Source organism: Streptomyces sp. NPDC056883, assembly GCF_042788835.1.
Classification (GTDB): Bacteria; Actinomycetota; Actinomycetes; order Streptomycetales; family Streptomycetaceae; genus Streptomyces; species Streptomyces stoeckheimensis.
Window position 1 is genome coordinate 241,584 of record NZ_JBHUBS010000005.1, and the last position, 18,249, is coordinate 259,832.

The 18,249-nt window shown below is 67.4% G+C and carries 12 protein-coding genes, 1 tRNA gene and 1 pseudogene; 4 read left to right on the forward strand and 10 right to left on the reverse strand.

What is annotated here, in order from left to right; genetic code table 11:
• Positions 1 to 21 precede the first annotated feature (21 nt).
• The 3 genes and pseudogenes from ACFRU2_RS15785 to ACFRU2_RS15795 all read left to right on the forward strand — a co-directional run.
• Positions 22 to 234 (forward strand): annotated as a pseudogene (locus ACFRU2_RS15785) (hypothetical protein); the annotation flags it as partial.
• A 143-nt stretch (positions 235 to 377) separates the two neighbouring features.
• Entirely contained in the window at positions 378 to 641 is a 264-nt protein-coding gene (locus ACFRU2_RS15790; protein ID WP_382972223.1) for a hypothetical protein, read from the forward strand.
• Between the two features lie 101 nt (positions 642 to 742).
• A complete protein-coding gene (locus tag ACFRU2_RS15795; protein ID WP_382972225.1) occupies positions 743 to 3,199 on the forward strand; it encodes a YfhO family protein in 2,457 nt (818 codons plus the stop codon).
• A 97-nt stretch (positions 3,200 to 3,296) separates the two neighbouring features.
• On the opposite strand, the gene ACFRU2_RS15800 is transcribed toward ACFRU2_RS15795, so the two are convergent.
• From ACFRU2_RS15800 to ACFRU2_RS15845, 10 genes are all read right to left on the reverse strand, one after another.
• A complete protein-coding gene (locus ACFRU2_RS15800; protein WP_382972227.1) occupies positions 3,297 to 7,196 on the reverse strand; it encodes a DNA-directed RNA polymerase subunit beta' in 3,900 nt (1,299 codons plus the stop codon).
• Positions 7,197 to 7,293: 97 nt separating this feature from the next.
• Positions 7,294 to 10,776, reverse strand: coding sequence for a DNA-directed RNA polymerase subunit beta (rpoB, locus tag ACFRU2_RS15805; protein WP_266880605.1), 3,483 nt, complete (start codon positions 10,774 to 10,776; stop codon positions 7,294 to 7,296).
• A gap of 587 nt (positions 10,777 to 11,363) precedes the next feature.
• Complete coding sequence (gene rplL, locus ACFRU2_RS15810; protein WP_382972229.1) at positions 11,364 to 11,744, reverse strand: 50S ribosomal protein L7/L12; 381 nt, start codon at positions 11,742 to 11,744, stop codon at positions 11,364 to 11,366.
• Positions 11,745 to 11,854: 110 nt separating this feature from the next.
• A complete protein-coding gene (rplJ, locus tag ACFRU2_RS15815) occupies positions 11,855 to 12,385 on the reverse strand; it encodes a 50S ribosomal protein L10 (protein WP_254387398.1) in 531 nt (176 codons plus the stop codon).
• 283 nt (positions 12,386 to 12,668) lie between these two features.
• Positions 12,669 to 13,523, reverse strand: coding sequence for an LppX_LprAFG lipoprotein (locus tag ACFRU2_RS15820; protein ID WP_382972231.1), 855 nt, complete (start codon positions 13,521 to 13,523; stop codon positions 12,669 to 12,671).
• Between the two features lie 214 nt (positions 13,524 to 13,737).
• The gene (gene rplA, locus ACFRU2_RS15825) at positions 13,738 to 14,466 is read right to left on the reverse strand and encodes a 50S ribosomal protein L1 (RefSeq protein ID WP_266955928.1); all 729 of its coding nucleotides are present in this window, start codon (positions 14,464 to 14,466) and stop codon (positions 13,738 to 13,740) included.
• 86 nt (positions 14,467 to 14,552) lie between these two features.
• Positions 14,553 to 14,987 (reverse strand): 50S ribosomal protein L11, encoded by a 435-nt coding sequence (gene rplK / locus ACFRU2_RS15830; RefSeq protein WP_053682632.1) that lies wholly within the window; start codon positions 14,985 to 14,987, stop codon positions 14,553 to 14,555.
• A 170-nt stretch (positions 14,988 to 15,157) separates the two neighbouring features.
• Positions 15,158 to 16,117, reverse strand: coding sequence for a transcription termination/antitermination protein NusG (gene nusG / locus ACFRU2_RS15835; protein ID WP_382972234.1), 960 nt, complete (start codon positions 16,115 to 16,117; stop codon positions 15,158 to 15,160).
• A gap of 84 nt (positions 16,118 to 16,201) precedes the next feature.
• A complete protein-coding gene (gene secE, locus ACFRU2_RS15840; protein ID WP_030298162.1) occupies positions 16,202 to 16,483 on the reverse strand; it encodes a preprotein translocase subunit SecE in 282 nt (93 codons plus the stop codon).
• Positions 16,484 to 16,590: 107 nt separating this feature from the next.
• A tRNA-Trp gene (locus ACFRU2_RS15845) sits at positions 16,591 to 16,663 on the reverse strand.
• A gap of 191 nt (positions 16,664 to 16,854) precedes the next feature.
• On the opposite strand from ACFRU2_RS15845, the gene ACFRU2_RS15850 reads away from it, so the two are divergent.
• A complete protein-coding gene (locus ACFRU2_RS15850) occupies positions 16,855 to 18,081 on the forward strand; it encodes a pyridoxal phosphate-dependent aminotransferase (protein ID WP_266955932.1) in 1,227 nt (408 codons plus the stop codon).
• Positions 18,082 to 18,249 lie beyond the last annotated feature (168 nt).

Genomic DNA, 18,249 nt, shown 5'->3' on the forward strand with positions numbered 1-18,249 from the left:
CACCGAAAGAAGGCACCACCCATGTCCGAAGCCGGCAAGCGCACCCTGCGCACCCTCGTCCAGACCGCCCTGGCGATGGCCGTCCTGCTGCCCGCCCTGGTCGACGCGTCCGGCATCCCCGCCGCGCTGCCCTGGGTGGCGGCCGCCCTCACCGCCGCCGGCGCGCTCACCCGGGTGATGGCGCTGCCCGGCGTACAGGCCGTACTGCCCGGCTGGCTCCGTACCGAGTGGCCGTACGACCCCGACCGCACCCTGCTCGCCCTCATCGCCCGCGAAGCCCATGCCGGCCGCGCCGCCGACGAAGCCGACGGCCACACCGACACCGACACCGATACCGACGCCGCCGCCCGAACCCCGCACCCGGAGGACGAGCGCGCATGACGGAACCGCACATGCCGGACCCGCTCTCCGTCGCCGTCGAACTGGAACGCCTGCGCGGCACCATGGAGGCCGGGTTCGCCCGGGTCGACGGATCGCTGGCCCTCCTGGTCCAGCGCAGCGACCAGACCGACCGTCAGCTCGCCGACCACGAATCCCGCTTGGACTCCCTGGAGCGGGCCCGCTGGCCGCTCGCCAGCGTCACCGCCATGGCGGCGGTCTCCGCGATCGCCATGACCGCCTGGCAGATCACCGCCCGCTGACCGGGGCACGCGGCGGGCCCCCTCGGTCGATCTAGACTGGCGAGTCGGACAAAACCTCCGACGGCAGCACTCGACCAGCAGGGAGCAGAGCATTGGGGACCGTGGCCGAGGAGCCCGCCAAGCACAGCAGTCCACCCCCCGGAGAGGACCGGCCGGCGCCCCGCCGCGCCGGCCGGTTCTACGCGCCACTGCTCGCCTTCCTCATCACCTCGGGCGCCTTCTGCGCCTCCTGGGCCGCCCGGGGCACCTTCCCCTTCGGCACCACGGGCCGCGCCGTCAACGACCAGGCCAACCAGTACGTGCCGTTCCACCGCGCCCTGTGGGACCTGGTCCACGGCCAGGCCGCCGGGGACCTCCTCTTCACCTGGCGCGGCGGCTTCGGCCAGCAGTTCCTGTCCGACTACTACACCTACCTCGGCAACCCGTTCTCCTGGCTGGCCGTCCTCGTCCCCCGCGCGCACGTGGACCTCGCCGTCTTCCTGATCACCCCGGTCACGATGGGCACCGCCGCCGCCCTGATGGCCGTCTACCTCGGCAAGCTGCAGCCGGGCCCGTGGTGGCAGCGGGGCGTGCTCGGAGCCGTCTACGGACTGTGCGGCTGGGCGCTCAGCGACGCCTCGTACATCCCCATGTGGATGTGGGGCCTGGTCGCGCTCCCGCTCCTGGGCATCGCCGTCGAGTGGTGCCTGGAGGAACGCCGCTGGCCGGGCGTGGCACTGCTGGTCGCGCTCGCCTGGTTCGGGAACTTCTACACCGCGATGATGGCGACGATGGCCGCCTGCGTGCTGCTCGCCGTCCGCCTGATCGTTCTCGACATGACCGGAGCCCAGCGGCTGCGCGCCGTGTGGCGGGCCGTGACGGCCGCCGCGACCGGCATCCTGCTCACGCTCCCCCTGCTCCTGCCCTCGTTCCTCTCCAGCGGTGCCGCCCAGCCCACCAAGGCGGCCGCCTTCGATCCCGTCCGGATCGAGATCTTCCTGACCGGCATGCTCCCCGGCACCTACCTGTGGGGCGGCCGGCCCCGGCTGTACGTGGCCTCGCTCGGCCTGATCCTGGCGGGGTCCTTCCTCCTCAACACGGCCGTCGCCCGCCGGACCCGCCTGGTGTGGGCGGCGGCGACCCTGCTCGTCGTCCTCTCCTTCCAGTTCCCGCCCACCCAGTACGTGTGGCACGGACTGGCGGTGCCGAACGGCAATCCCTACCGCGAGGCCTTCGTCTTCAGCGGCATGGTGGTGGTCCTCGCCTGGCTCGCGCTGGCCAACCGGCCGCGCCCGCTGCACCTGGCGCTGAGCGCCGCCCTGCTGGTCGCCGCGACCTTCGTGCTGCGCCACACCAACGACTTCGGCGGCACCACCTGGCCGGCCGTCCTGGGCGGCGGCGCGGTGTCCCTCCTCGCCCTGGTGCTGCTGGCGCTGGGCGAGAAGCGCCGGGTACTGATCCCCGTGGCCGCCGTCCTCATGGTCGGCGTCGTCTTCGCCGAGTCCACCGCCGCCGCGGTCAACGCGGACGCCCGCCGCGCCCGCGAACGCTGGGCGAAGCCGATCGCCACGTCCAGCCAGTCGATCACGAACCACTTGGACGCCGTCCGCTCGGTCGACGGCTGGCCCGCGTACCGGACCGACTCGGGCGCCCCGCAGACCTCGTACAACGACGCGCTCTCGCTCCAGGCCGAGGGCCCGCAGTACTACAGCAGCTACCTCCCCGAGAGCACCTACAAGGCCCTCGAACCCCTCGGCTACGGCTACAAGAACGACGGCCGGACCTTCTTCGGCGCCGCCAATCCCGTCCTGGACGCGATCTTCTCGATCGGCGCCCGCGCCGAACCGGGGCCGCAGAAGAACAGCTGGACGGCCCGGACCTTCCCCACCCCGCCGCTGGTCACCGTCCGCAGCGCCCCGTATTCCTCCCCCAATCCGCCGGCCAGCGTCTACGCCCACCAGGAGCAGGTCCTCGGCTCCACGGTCTACCGGGTCCCGCCCGTCACCCGCGGCGGCAGCGCCACGCAACAGACGTACGCCGCCCGGTGCGAGCCCGGCTCCGAGGCCTTCTGGTTCTCCCCCCAGCTGTACGGAACCCTCACCTCCGGCGGCGCCACCAGGCCCCTGGAGGACCGGATGACCGGGGTCGTGAGCCTCGGCGAGGTCCCCGCGTCCGGCACCGTCGACGTCACCGTGGACACCCGGACCCGCGACGCCACCGCCGGCGAGCACCCCATCGGCTGCCTGGACCGGGCCGCGCTCGACCAGGCGGTCGGCCGCCTCACCGCCACGGGCGCCACCGAGGTCCGCGCGGGCGGCCACACCATCGAGGCCACCCTCCCGAAGACGGCCTCCGGCACCGCCGTCTTCGCCATGACCGACGTCCCCGGCTGGCAGTGCTCGGCCCCGGTGAAGAGCTTCCACGGCCTGGTATCCCTGGACATCGCGCCGGGCACGGACAAGGTCTCCTGCACCTTCACCCCCAAGGGCCTCACCCCCGGCCTGGCCGGCGCCACCCTGGCCCTCCTGGCCCTCACCTCGGTCACCGTGGCGGGCCTGCGCCGCCGCCGACGGGCCTGATCCACGACGGGTCTGACCCACCGGACACGAAGAAGCCCCCCGCCTCTCCTCTCGGAGCGGCGGGGGGCTTCTTCGTACTGCCTACTGCTTAGCGACCTCAGCCGTTGTACGGGCCGTAGTCGTAGTCCTCCAGCGGGACAGCCTGGCCGGAGCCGGTGCCGAAGGGCGAGTAGTCGATGTCGTCGTAGCCGACGGCCGAGTACATCGCGGCCTTGGCTTCCTCGGTCGGCTCGACCCGGATGTTGCGGTAGCGGGCGAGGCCCGTACCGGCCGGGATGAGCTTACCGATGATGACGTTCTCCTTGAGGCCGATCAGGGAGTCGGACTTGGCGTTGATCGCCGCGTCCGTCAGAACCCTGGTCGTCTCCTGGAAGGACGCCGCCGACAGCCAGGACTCGGTCGCGAGCGAGGCCTTGGTGATACCCATCAGCTGCGGACGGCCGGAGGCGGGGTGACCGCCCTCGGTGACCACGCGACGGTTCTCGGTCTCGAACTTCGACCGCTCGACCAGCTCGCCCGGCAGGAGCTCCGCGTCGCCGGACTCGATGATCGTCACGCGGCGGAGCATCTGCCGGATGATGATCTCGATGTGCTTGTCGTGGATCGACACGCCCTGCGAGTTGTAGACCTTCTGGACTTCGCCGACCAGGTGGACCTGGACCGCACGCTGACCGAGGATGCGCAGCACGTCGTGCGGGTTGGTGGCACCCATGGTCAGCTTCTGGCCGACCTCGACGTGGTCGCCCTCGCCGACGATGACCTTGGCGCGCTTGGAGATCGGGAAGGCCGTCTCCTCGCTGCCGTCGTCGGGCGTGATGACGATCTTCTTCGTCTTCTCGGTCTCCTCGATCCGCACGCGACCGGCGGCCTCGGAGATCGGGGCGACACCCTTCGGGGTACGGGCCTCGAAGAGCTCGACGACACGCGGCAGACCCTGCGTGATGTCGTCACCGGCCACACCACCGGTGTGGAAGGTACGCATCGTCAGCTGGGTACCGGGCTCACCGATGGACTGGGCGGCGATGATGCCGACCGCCTCACCGATGTCGACCAGCTTGCCGGTGGCGAGCGAGCGTCCGTAGCAGAAGGCACAGGTGCCGACCGCGGACTCACAGGTCAGGACCGAGCGGGTCTTGACCTCCTCGACGCCGTTGGCGACCAGGGCGTCGATGAGCACGTCACCGAGGTCGACGTTGGCCGGCGCGATGACCTTGCCGTCGATGACGACGTCCTCGGCCAGCATGCGGGCGTAGATCGAGGTCTCGACGTCGTCGGCCTTGCGCAGCACGCCGTCCTCGCCGCGAACGGCGATCTTCAGCTTCAGGCCGCGCTCGGTGCCGCAGTCCTCCTCGCGGATGATGACGTCCTGCGAGACGTCCACCAGACGACGGGTGAGGTAACCCGAGTCGGCGGTACGCAGGGCGGTGTCCGCCAGACCCTTACGGGCACCGTGCGTGGAGATGAAGTACTCCAGAACGGTGAGGCCCTCACGGAAGGACGCCTTGATCGGACGCGGGATGGTCTCGTTCTTCGCGTTCGACACCAGACCACGCATACCGGCGATCTGTCGCATCTGCATCATGTTTCCTCGGGCACCCGAGTCAACCATCATGAAGATGGGGTTCGTCTTGGGGAAGTTCGCGTTCATCGCCTCGGCAACCTCGTTGGTCGCCTTGGTCCAGATCGCGATGAGCTCCTGCGTGCGCTCGTCCTTGGTGATCAGACCGCGCTCGTACTGCTTCTGGACCTTCTCGTCCAGCTCCTCGTAGCCCTTGACGATGGCCTTCTTGGCCTCGGGCACGACGACGTCGGAGATGGCCACGGTGACGCCCGAACGGGTCGCCCAGTGGAAGCCGGCCGCCTTCAGGTTGTCGAGCGTCGCCGCCACGATCACCTTGGGGTAGCGCTCCGCCAGGTCGTTGACGATCTCGGAGAGCTGCTTCTTGCCCACCGAGTAGTCGACGAACGGGTAGTCCTCGGGCAGCAGCTCGTTGAAGAGCGCGCGACCCAGGGTCGTCTTCAGACGGAAGCTGTCGCCCGGCTGGAACTCCTGCTCGCCCTCTTCGGCGACCGGGGCCACCCAGCCGCGCGGCGGGATGGTGCCCACCGGGAAGCGGATGTCGACGGCCGACTGCAGAGCCAGCTCGCCACCGTCGAACGCCATGGTCGCCTCGGCCGTGGAGCCGAACGCGCGGCCCTCGCCCTTGGTGTTCCGCAGCTCGCCGTCGGTGGTGAGGAAGAACAGACCCAGCACCATGTCCTGGGTCGGCATGGTGACGGGACGACCGTCTGCCGGCTTCAGGATGTTGTTCGAGGACAGCATCAGGATGCGGGCCTCGGCCTGCGCCTCTGCCGAAAGCGGCAGGTGCACGGCCATCTGGTCACCGTCGAAGTCCGCGTTGAACGCGGTGCAGACGAGCGGGTGGATCTGGATGGCCTTGCCTTCGACCAGCTGGGGCTCGAAGGCCTGGATGCCGAGGCGGTGCAGCGTGGGCGCACGGTTCAGCAGAACCGGGTGCTCGGCGATGACCTCTTCGAGCACGTCGTAGACGACCGTGCGGCCGCGCTCGACCATGCGCTTCGCCGACTTGATGTTCTGCGCGTGGTTCAGGTCGACCAGGCGCTTCATCACGAACGGCTTGAAGAGCTCCAGCGCCATGGCCTTGGGCAGACCACACTGGTGCAGCTTCAGCTGCGGGCCGACGACGATCACGGAACGCGCGGAGTAGTCCACGCGCTTGCCGAGGAGGTTCTGACGGAATCGACCCTGCTTGCCCTTCAGCATGTCGCTGAGGGACTTCAGGGGACGGTTGCCGGGACCGGTGACCGGACGACCACGACGACCGTTGTCGAAGAGGGCGTCGACGGCCTCCTGAAGCATGCGCTTCTCGTTGTTCACGATGATCTCGGGGGCACCGAGGTCGAGAAGGCGCTTCAGACGGTTGTTGCGGTTGATCACGCGGCGGTACAGGTCGTTCAGGTCGGAGGTCGCGAAGCGGCCACCGTCCAGCTGCACCATCGGACGCAGGTCCGGCGGGATCACCGGCACGCAGTCCAGAACCATGCCCTTGGGCTTGTTGCTGGTCTGCAGGAACGCGGAGACGACCTTGAGGCGCTTGAGCGCACGGGTCTTCTTCTGGCCCTTGCCGGTACGGATGATCTCGCGGAGACGCTCGGCCTCTTCGTCGAGGTCGAAGGACTCCAGACGCTTCTGGAGCGCCGCGGCGCCCATGCAGCCGTCGAAGTACGTACCGAAGCGGTCGCGCAGCTCGCGGTAGAGCAGCTCGTCGCCCTCGAGGTCCTGGACCTTGAGGTTCTTGAAGCGGGCCCACACCTCGTCGAGGCGGTCGATCTCGCGCTGGGCGCGGTCACGGAGCTGCTTCATCTCGCGCTCGGCACCTTCGCGCACCTTGCGGCGTACGTCGGCCTTGGCGCCCTCGGCCTCGAGCTCGGCCAGGTCGGTCTCGAGCTTCTTGGCACGGCCTTCGAGGTCCGAGTCGCGTCGGTTCTCGATCTGCTGGCGCTCGACGGAGACGTGCGCCTCCAGGGACGGGAGGTCGCGGGTGCGGCGCTCGTCGTCCACGAACGTGATCATGTACGCGGCGAAGTAGATGACCTTCTCGAGGTCCTTCGGCGCGAGGTCCAGCAGGTATCCGAGGCGCGACGGGACGCCCTTGAAGTACCAGATGTGGGTGACGGGAGCGGCAAGCTCGATGTGGCCCATCCGCTCGCGACGCACCTTGGCGCGCGTGACTTCGACGCCACAACGCTCACAGATGATGCCCTTGAAGCGGACACGCTTGTACTTACCGCAGTAGCACTCCCAGTCCCGGGTCGGACCGAAGATCTTCTCGCAGAAGAGTCCGTCCTTCTCGGGCTTGAGGGTGCGGTAGTTGATGGTCTCCGGCTTCTTGACCTCGCCGTGGGACCAGGTTCGGATGTCGTCCGCGGTGGCAAGGCCGATCCGCAGCTCGTCGAAGAAGTTGACGTCGAGCACTGTGCGTCAATCCCTCTTTCGGGGTCGAGTCTCAATCATGGTCTGAACGGTCCCGGGGATGACGGGGGGCTCTTGAGCGAGCCCCCCGTCAGGCCCGTCAGACCTCTTCGACGCTGCTCGGCTCGCGCCGGGACAGGTCGATACCGAGCTCCTCCGCCGCGCGGAAGACGTCCTCGTCGGTGTCGCGCATCTCGATGGACATGCCGTCCGAGGACAGCACCTCCACGTTGAGGCAGAGCGACTGCATTTCCTTGATGAGCACCTTGAAGGACTCGGGAATGCCCGGCTCGGGGATGTTCTCGCCCTTGACGATGGCCTCGTAGACCTTCACGCGGCCGGTCACGTCATCGGACTTGATGGTCAGGAGCTCCTGGAGGGCGTAAGCGGCGCCATAAGCCTCGAGCGCCCACACCTCCATCTCACCGAAGCGCTGGCCACCGAACTGCGCCTTACCACCCAGCGGCTGCTGCGTGATCATCGAGTACGGACCGGTCGACCGAGCGTGGAGCTTGTCGTCGACCAGGTGGTGGAGCTTCAGGATGTACATGTAGCCGACCGAGACCGGCTCCGGGAACGGCTCGCCGGAGCGGCCGTCGAACAGACGCGCCTTGCCGGACGGGAGGACCAGGCGGTCCCCGTCGCGGTTCGGGATCGTGTGCTCGAAGAGGCCGGAGATCTCGTCCTCACGGGCACCGTCGAACACCGGGGTGGCGACGTTGGTACCGGGCTCGACGCGGTCGGCGCCGATGACCTTCAGTCGCTCGGCCCACTCCTCCGCGAGGCCGGAGACGTCCCAGCCGCGGCTGGCGAGCCAGCCGAGGTGGATCTCCAGGACCTGTCCCGGGTTCATTCGGGACGGGACACCCAGCGGGTTCAGGATGATGTCGACCGGCGTGCCGTCCTCAAGGAAGGGCATGTCCTCGATCGGAAGGATCTTGGAGATGACACCCTTGTTGCCGTGGCGGCCGGCGAGCTTGTCACCGTCGGTGATCTTGCGCTTCTGGGCGACGTAGACGCGGACCAGCTGGTTCACGCCCGGGGGAAGCTCGTCGCCCTCCTCGCGGTCGAAGACGCGGACACCGATGACCTTGCCGATCTCACCGTGAGGAACCTTGAGCGAGGTGTCACGCACCTCGCGGGCCTTCTCACCGAAGATCGCGCGGAGCAGGCGCTCTTCCGGGGTCAGCTCGGTCTCGCCCTTGGGCGTGACCTTGCCGACCAGGATGTCGCCGGCGACGACGTCCGCACCGATGCGGATGATGCCGCGCTCGTCGAGGTCCGCGAGGACCTCCTCGGAGACGTTCGGGATGTCCCGGGTGATCTCCTCGGGGCCCAGCTTGGTGTCACGGGCGTCGACCTCGTGCTCCTCGATGTGGATCGAGGAGAGGACGTCGTCCTGTACGAGGCGCTGCGACAGGATGATCGCGTCCTCGTAGTTGTGACCTTCCCAGGGCATGAACGCGACGAGCAGGTTCTTGCCGAGGGCCATTTCGCCCTCTTCGGTCGCAGGACCGTCGGCGAGGACCTGGGACTCGATGATCCGGTCACCCTCGTTGACGATGACCTTCTGGTTGACCGAGGTGCCCTGGTTCGAGCGGGAGAACTTGGCGACGCGGTACGTGGTGTACGTGCCGTCGTCGTTGGCGACGGTGATGTAGTCGGCCGAGACCTCCTGGACGACACCGTCCTTCTCCGCACGGATCGAGTCACCGGCGTCGACCGCACAGCGGTACTCCATGCCGGTGCCGACGAGCGGCGCCTCCGCCTTGATGAGCGGAACGGCCTGGCGCATCATGTTCGCGCCCATGAGGGCACGGTTGGCGTCGTCGTGCTCGAGGAAGGGGATCATCGCGGTGGCGACGGACACCATCTGGCGCGGGGAGACGTCCATGTAGTCGACGTCGTCGCCGGCGATGTAGTCGATCTCGCCGCCACGACGGCGAACCAGTACGCGGTTCTCCGTGAAGCGCATCTCGTCGGACAGGCCGGCGTTGGCCTGGGCGATGACGAAGCGGTCTTCCTCGTCGGCCGTCAGGTAGTCGACCTCGTCGGTGACGACACCGTCGATGACCTTGCGGTACGGGGTCTCGACGAAACCGAACGCGTTGACGCGGCCGTAGGACGCGAGCGAGCCGATCAGACCGATGTTCGGGCCTTCGGGGGTCTCGATCGGGCACATGCGGCCGTAGTGCGACGGGTGAACGTCTCGGACCTCGAAGCCGGCCCGCTCACGGGACAGACCACCCGGGCCAAGCGCCGACAGACGGCGCTTGTGGGTGAGACCCGACAGCGGGTTGTTCTGGTCCATGAACTGCGACAGCTGGCTGGTGCCGAAGAACTCCTTGATGGAGGCGACGACCGGCCGGATGTTGATCAGGGTCTGCGGCGTGATCGCCTCGACGTCCTGGGTCGTCATCCGCTCGCGGACGACGCGCTCCATACGAGCCAGACCCGTACGGACCTGGTTCTGGATGAGCTCGCCGACGTTGCGCAGACGACGGTTGCCGAAGTGGTCGATGTCGTCGGTCTCGACGACGATCGAACGACCCGACTCACCGACGGTCTCGGTCTCACCGGCGTGCAGCTTGACCAGGTACTTGATGGTCGCGATGACGTCGTCGGTGGTGAGCACGCCGGCGTCCAGCGGCTCGTCGGCGCCGAGCTTCTTGTTCACCTTGTAGCGGCCGACCTTCGCGAGGTCGTAGCGCTTCGGGTTGAAGTAGAGGTTCTCGAGCAGCGTCTGAGCGGCTTCGCGGGTCGGCGGTTCGCCGGGACGCAGCTTGCGGTAGATGTCGAGCAGCGCGTCGTCCTGGCCCTGGGTGTGGTCCTTCTCCAGGGTGGCGCGCATGGACTCGTACTCGCCGAACTCCTCGAGGATCTGCTCGGTGGTCCAGCCGAGAGCCTTCAGGAGGACGGTGACGGACTGCTTGCGCTTGCGGTCGATGCGAACACCGACCATGTCGCGCTTGTCGATCTCCATCTCGAGCCAGGCACCCCGGGAAGGGATGATCTTGGCGGCGAAGATGTCCTTGTCGGACGTCTTGTCGATGGAGGAGTCGAAGTAGACACCGGGGGAACGGACGAGCTGCGACACGACGACACGCTCGGTGCCGTTGATGACGAAGGTGCCCTTGTTGGTCATGAGCGGGAAATCGCCCATGAAGACCGTCTGAGACTTGATCTCTCCGGTCTCGTTGTTCGTGAACTCGGCAGTGACGAAAAGCGGCGCCGCGTACGTGAAGTCGCGGTCCTTGCACTCGTCGACCGAGTTCTTCGCCGGCTCGAAACGGTGGTCGCGGAACGTCAGCGACATCGACCCGGAGAAGTCCTCGATCGGCGAGATCTCCTCGAAGATCTCTTCCAGACCGGACTTGGTGGGAACGTCCTGTCCGCTCTCAAGCGCCGACTCGACGCGAGACTTCCAGGCGGCGTTGCCGAGCAGCCAGTCAAAGCTCTCGGTCTGCAGCGCCAGGAGGTTCGGAACCTCGAGGGGCTCCTTGATCTTTGCAAAGGAGATGCGCAGCGGGGCGGTGCTGGCACCGTTGTTCGTATTGGTCGAGGCGTTGCGCGAGGCGGCCAAGAGGGGGTCCTTCCGAGGGCTCGGACTCACTACGCGCGTACCGGTCCCAGCTGACACAGAAGACAAGCGCCCCCCATCTGGTCAAAGGACCAGCTCAGGGCCGTTCAATCAAGTGTGCTCATGCGTGGGCATGCCCCTGGCGACGGGCAGGGGGCAGCTAACAGGCAGCGCAAAGGGTCAGTGTAGCCACTAGGCTCACTGATGTCCAGACCAGGTTTCCGGAAACCGGCAACAGGCCTTCCCCATGTCGTTTCAACTGCGTCCAACGGTTCGGCTCTCGCATACAGAGCGCGTAACAGTACTGCCCTCTTCGTAGTCGATCCATGCCCGATGTGGGCCCGATCCATGCCTCGGATCTCGGATCGAGTCTGCCGATCTCGCGACGGATCTGAGAATTGCGCGCCGCGTCCCGTTCGTCAAGGCCCCCTGCTCCGAGCGGATCATCGAAGGACCCTGCCGCAGAGCAACGAAGATCACCCTACTCCCCAACGAGACGGGGGCAAATCAGGCACTCCGGGTACGCCAAAGGGCGACCACCCTTACGGGTGATCGCCCTTGGTTGGAGCCTCAGAGAGGCCCCAGAGGCATTACTTGACGGTCACAGACGCGCCGGCAGCCTTGAGGGACTCGGCAGCCTTGTCAGCGGCCTCCTTGGCGACCTTCTCGAGGATCGGCTTCGGAGCGCCGTCGACGAGGTCCTTGGCCTCCTTCAGGCCCAGGGAGGTGAGCTCGCGCACGACCTTGATGACCTGGATCTTCTTGTCACCGGCGCCGTCGAGGATGACGTCGAACTCGTCCTGCTCCTCAGCGGCCTCGGCAACAGCGGCACCGGCGACCGGGGCGGCGGCAACGGCGGCGGCGGCGGTGACGTCGAACTTCTCCTCGAACGCCTTCACGAACTCGGAGAGCTCGATGAGGGTGAGCTCCTCGAACTGGGCGAGGAGTTCGTCCTGGGTGAGCTTCGCCATGATGGGCGATCCTTCCACTAAATCGGCAGGTGCCGGATGTATAGAGAGGCGGGCGTAACGGCCCGCTGCGACCCGCGCACTAGGCGGCGCGGATCAATGCGCGAGCCGAATTACTCGGCACCGCCCTGCTCGGCGAGCTTGACGCGAAGCGCTTCCGCAGTGCGGACGAACTTCGACGGCAGCGCCTGGAAGAGCGAGGCAGCCTGAGACTGCTTGCCCTTGAACGCGCCGGCCAGCTTGCTGAGCAGAACCTCGCGGGACTCGAGGTCCGCAAGCTTCTTGATGTCATCGGCGGAGAGCGCCTTACCATCAAGGACACCCGCCTTGATGATCAGGTTGGGGTTTTCCTTGGCGAAGTCACGCAGGCTCTTCGCCGACTCCACCGGGTCACCGGTGATGAAGGCGACCGCGGTCGGACCAGCGAAGTGCTCGTCCAGCGCGGTGATCCCGGCCTGGTTGGCCGCAATCTTGGTCAGCGTGTTCTTCACCACGGCGTACTGGGCGTTCTCACCGAGAGAACGACGCAGCGTCTTGAGCTGCGCAACGGTGAGACCCCGGTACTCGGTCAGCACGGCGGCGTTCGAGCTCTGGAACGCGTCCGTGAGCTCGGCTACCGCGGCAGCCTTGTTGGGCGTCGGCATAGTGCGTCGGCCTCCTTCCGGGTGATGAGGACCGCTCAGAAGGGGCATAAACACGAAACGCCCCGGCGCAGGCGCCAGGGCGTAGCTCAACCGGAAACGAGTTCCGGGAACTTTCCTTGAACACCTGCGCAGGACGTCCGCAGTTAGCGGATCCTTCGGCCACCGCCCCCTTGCGGGCACGGCAACGACCAGCGGTCTTTGGCTTCTCCGGAAGAGTACGGGACCGGTGCCGCGCAGAGCAAATCGGTCACCCGACGGCCCCGCGCGGCCCGGAAATGCCAGGTCAGCCCTGCTCCTGCCCGGCGCCCTTCATCATCTCGGCGAGGTCCATGACCTGGTCGGCGGGCGGCGCGGCCACCTCGACCGGCTGGTTGTAGTCCAGGAACTTGATGGTCGTGTCCACCGGGCCCTTGGCCGCGTCGCCGCGGGTGCGGACCTGCTTGGGGTGGTCCGACTCGTCGATCCACATGTCCAGGGTCAGGTTCTTGACGCCCTGCGCCTCCAGGGCCGTGACCGACTGCTCCCGGCGCTTCTTGGCCTCGGGAGCCTCGGAGGCCGCCGCGGCCCGCAGCTCGTCCAGGGAGACCGTGCCACTGAGGTGCTTGGTCTTCACCCCGTCGACGGTCTCCTCGCCGACGAACTTGAGGTCCTTGGCCTTGAGCAGCTCGCCCGCCCGGTCACCGGGGTTCTCGCCGCTCTTGTTCGCCGTGCCGCCGGCGCTGTTCAGCTTCTCCGCCATGGACGGGTCCAGGCTCTTCATGTCGAACTTGATCCACTTGCCCTCGGCGCCGATGAACATCGCCTCGTCGACGAGGCGGATCTCGGCCGCCTGGCCGCCCTCGCCCGAGGTGGTCATCTTCATCGACATCGCCAGGGACGGCTTGATCCGCATGGAGACGTCACCGGAGAACTGCTCGCCCTCCGCGGTGCCCGCCATCGAGTAGCGCAGGGAGGTGATCTCCTCCGACTTCACCTTGACCTTCTCGAGGTAGGCGGCCGGGACCACCTCCACCGCGCCCTTCCCGGCGCCCTGGCCGGCCCCTGCCTTCCCCGTGTCGCCCTTCTGCCCGCTCTCGCACGCCGTGGCCCCACCCACGAGCAGTACGGCGGCCAGCGCGGCCCCAGCGGCCTTCGTCAAGCTGTTGTTCCGGTTCGCGAACAAGAGTCCCCACCCCTGATGTGATCGTTTGATGTGTTCCGACCCTACGGGGCGGGCCGGTGATCCCTGCGCCATTTTCCGCGCGACCCGCAGCGCGACATGCAGCGCGACATGCAGAACGGGCCCCTCTCCCCCCGTGAAGGGGGAGAGGGGCCCGTTCGGGCAACTCAGCGAGCCGTCAGGCCCTGCTCAGTCAGACCGCGGCCGGGTCTTCCTCGACGAGGAGGTTCCGGGTGCGGTTCTGGTCCAGCAGGATGCCGGGGCCCATGGTGGTGCTGAGGGCGGCCTTCTTGATGTAGCGGCCCTTCGCGGCGGACGGCTTCAGACGAAGGATCTCGTCCAGGGCCGCGCCGTAGTTCTCGACCAGCTGCTCATCGGAGAAGGAGACCTTGCCGATGATGAAGTGCAGGTTCGAGTGCTTGTCGACGCGGAACTCGATCTTGCCACCCTTGATCTCGGTGACAGCCTTCGCGACGTCCATCGTGACGGTGCCGGTCTTCGGGTTCGGCATCAGGCCACGGGGACCGAGCACGCGGCCGAGGCGGCCGACCTTGCCCATGAGGTCCGGCGTGGCGACAACGGCGTCGAACTCGTTGAGGCGGTTGCCCTTGGCGATCTCGTTGATGAGCTCGTCGTCGCCGACAATGTCGGCGCCGGCGGCTTCCGCGGCCGCAGCACGGTCACCGGTCGCGAAGACCAGGACCCGGGCGGTCTTGCCGGTGCCGTGCGGGAGGTTCACGGTGCCGCGGACCATCTGGTCGGCCTTGCGCGGGTCTACACCCAGGCGGAAGGCGACCTCGACGGTGCCGTCGAACTTCGTGGTGGAGGTCTCCTTGGCGAGACGGACGGCCTCGAGCGGGGCGTACTGCTTCTCCCGGTCGACCTTGGCGTCCGCAGCGCGGAGAGTCTTGCTGCGCTTCACTTCTGCTCCTGTGTTGTGGCTTCAGGTGTGGAGTCGTGGTGCGGACCAGCGCTTGGCCCTACCACTGTGGTGCTGGGGTGGCTGAATCAGCCTTCGACCGTGATGCCCATCGAACGCGCGGTGCCGGCGATGATCTTCTCGGCCGCGTCGATGTCGTTGGCGTTCAGGTCAGGCATCTTGAGCGTGGCGATCTCGCGAACCTGGTCACGCGTAAGCTTCGCGACCTTCGTCTTGTGCGGCTCGCCAGAGCCCTTCTCCACGCCGGCGCTCTTCAGGATGAGGCGCGCGGCCGGCGGCGTCTTGGTGATGAAGGTGAAGGAGCGGTCGTCGTAGACCGTGATCTCCACCGGCACGACCATGCCACGCTGCGACTCGGTCGCGGCGTTGTAGGCCTTGCAGAACTCCATGATGTTGACGCCGTGCTGACCGAGCGCGGGGCCGACCGGCGGAGCCGGGTTGGCCGCACCGGCCTTGATCTGGAGCTTGATAAGCCCCGTGATCTTCTTCTTCTTGGGAGGCATTGCTCTCTCCGGGTCCTAGTGAGAGTTTTCGCCGCCAATCCGGTCATCCGGATGGAGGCATACCGCACCACGATAACGGGTATCGGCGCGGGGCTGAAAACCGAGCAGGTCAGACCGCCCGCAAGGGGGCAATCTGACCTGTCCGGAAGCGTGTGCCAGAAGGCTGTGGATCAGTTCTTCTGGATCTGGTCGAAGCTGAGCTCGACCGGGGTCTCGCGGCCGAAGATCTCGACGAGACCCTTGACCTTCTTCGAGTCCGGGTTGATCTCGTTGATGGTCGCCTGCAGCGTCGCGAACGGGCCGTCGGTGACGGTGACCGAGTCGCCGACCTCGAAGTCCAGGACCTCGATGGCGCGCTTGACGGAGGGCGCCGGCAGACCGGCCTCTTCCGCCGCCAGCTTGGCGGCCTTCTCCTGCAGCTCCGGAGCGAGCATCTTGACGATCTCGTCCAGGGTCAGCGGGTACGGGTCGTACGCGTTGCCCACGAAGCCGGTGACGCCCGGGGTGTTGCGGACGACGCCCCAGGACTCGTTCGTCAGATCCATGCGGACGAGAACGTAACCGGGCAGCTTGTTCTGCCGGACGTTCTTGCGCTCGCCGTTCTTGATCTGGACGATCTCTTCCTCGGGCACCTCGGCCTGGTAGATGAAGTCCTCGACGTTGAGCGAGACGGCGCGCTGCTCCAGGTTGGCCTTCACGCGCTTCTCGTAGCCGGCGTAGGTGTGGATGACGTACCACTCGCCGGGCAGGAGGCGCAGTTCTTCGCGCAGGGCCTGGATGGGGTCGACGGGCTCGGCGGGCTCGACGTCGGCGGCCTCGACGGCCTCCGTGTCGTCCTCGGCCTCGGCCTCGTCGGCAGCCTCGTCAGAAGCCTCGTCGGAGACCTCTGCATCGTCCTCGACGGACTCGTCGTCCTCGTCGTCGGCCTCTTCGGCCTCCGCGTCGTCCTCGGCTTCGGCGTCGACCTCACCCTCGACGTGCAGCGCGGCCTCTTCGGCGGCGACACCCGCCTCGGCGTCGGCGAGCTCGGCCTCGTCGGGGTCCACAGCGTCTGCAGCCTCGACGATGTCGAGCTCGTCCTCGACGGACTCGACGGAGTCGGGGCTCACGTTCAGGTTCGGGTCAGACACGGTGGCTGCTTCTTCCTGGATACAAAAGGTGGTCGAACATGCGAAAACGGGCGGCACCCATCAAGGCGCCGCCCTCCGCGGGGATCAGCCGAAGACGAACTTGATGGCTTCCTGGAACCCATAGTCAATCACGGTCACCAGACCGATCATGATGACGACGAAGACAATCACCACAGTGGTGTACGTCGTCAGCTGGTTGCGAGTGGGCCAAACAACCTTGCGGAGTTCCGCGACGATCTGGCGGTAGAACAGCGCGAGACGACCCAGAGGGCCCTTCTTGCCGCGCTTGCCGCCCTTGCGGGCCTTCTTCTCGCGAGTGTCATCCTCGGCGTCAGGCATGTCGATGGAGCCCAGGGCGTCCGTCACGTCTCTCACCTGAATCCGGGTCGTGGCCGTAGCCGCGCCCGGTTGCGCCGCACGGCACTGCATCTAAGTACGTACCTGCGCACACACGTCCGAGAAGGAGTGTGGAGCAGGGCCGGAGGGACTCGAACCCCCAACCGCTGGTTTTGGAGACCAGTGCTCTACCAATTGAGCTACGACCCTTTGCGTGTCCCAACCTACCGCATCCAGACGAGTGCACGGTGTGCTCACGCTCTGCAGCGGTTGACTTGGGCCAACGACGGTTGAGTGTACGTGGTCCGGGCCCTGACGTCGAACAGCATCCTCCGGAGAGCGGCCGTCCGGTAACTGAAACGGAGTGCGGCGCTCGTTTCGCGTCTGGGACGATTGGCCGCATGACCTCTGAAACGCCTTCCGCCGAGCGCCGCGTATCCGCCCGTATCGGTGCCATCTCCGAGTCCGCCACCCTCGCCGTCGACGCCAAGGCCAAGGCCCTCAAGGCCGCCGGGCGTCCGGTGATCGGTTTCGGAGCGGGTGAGCCCGACTTCCCCACCCCGGACTACATCGTCGACGCCGCGGTCGAGGCCTGCCGCAACCCCAAGTACCACCGCTACACCCCGGCCGGCGGTCTGCCCGAGCTGAAGGCCGCCATCGCCGCGAAGACGCTGCGCGACTCCGGCTACGAGGTCGACGCGTCCCAGGTCCTGGTGACCAACGGCGGCAAGCAGGCGATCTACGAGGCGTTCGCGGCCATCCTGGACCCGGGTGACGAGGTCATCGTCCCGGCGCCGTACTGGACCACGTACCCGGAGTCGATCCGTCTCGCCGGCGGTGTCCCGGTCGAGGTCGTCGCCGACGAGACCACCGGTTACCGGGTCTCCGTCGAGCAGCTCGAAGCGGCCCGCACCGAGCGCACGAAGGTCGTCCTCTTCGTCTCCCCGTCGAACCCGACCGGCGCCGTCTACTCCGAGGCCGACGCCGAGGCGATCGGCCGCTGGGCCGTCGAGAAGGGCCTGTGGGTCCTGACCGACGAGATCTACGAGCACCTGGTCTACGGCGACGCGAAGTTCGTCTCCCTCCCGGCGATCGTTCCCGAGCTCGCCGACAAGTGCATCATCGTCAACGGCGTCGCCAAGACGTACGCCATGACGGGCTGGCGCGTGGGCTGGGTCATCGGCCCGAAGGACGTGGTCAAGGCCGCGACCAACCTCCAGTCGCACGCCACCTCCAACGTCTCCAACGTGGCCCAGGTCGCGGCGCTGGCCGCCGTCTCCGGCAACCTGGACGCCGTCCACGAGATGCGCACCGCCTTCGACCGCCGCCGCCAGACGATGGTGCGGATGCTGAACGAGATCGACGGCGTCTTCTGCCCGACCCCCGAGGGTGCCTTCTACGTCTACCCGGCGGTCAAGGACGTCCTCGGCAAGGAGATCCGCGGCAAGCGCCCGCAGACCTCCGTCGAGCTCGCGGCCCTGATCCTGGACGAGGCCGAGGTCGCCGTCGTCCCGGGCGAGGCCTTCGGCACCCCCGGCTACCTCCGCCTCTCCTACGCCCTGGGCGACGAGGACCTGGTCGAGGGCGTCTCCCGCATCCAGAAGCTCCTCGCGGAGGCGAAGGCCTAGGCCTCCGGCGGTTCCGCACCCCAGCCCTGAGCGGGGGGTCCCCCCCGGGGGGGGCCCCCCCCCGGCACCTCCCCCCACCACCCACCTTTGGGCGAGGGGGCCGGGGCGGAGCCCCAAGGAACAAGGGGAACACGAGGAAAGGAGAACACCCCCCGCCAAGAAAACACA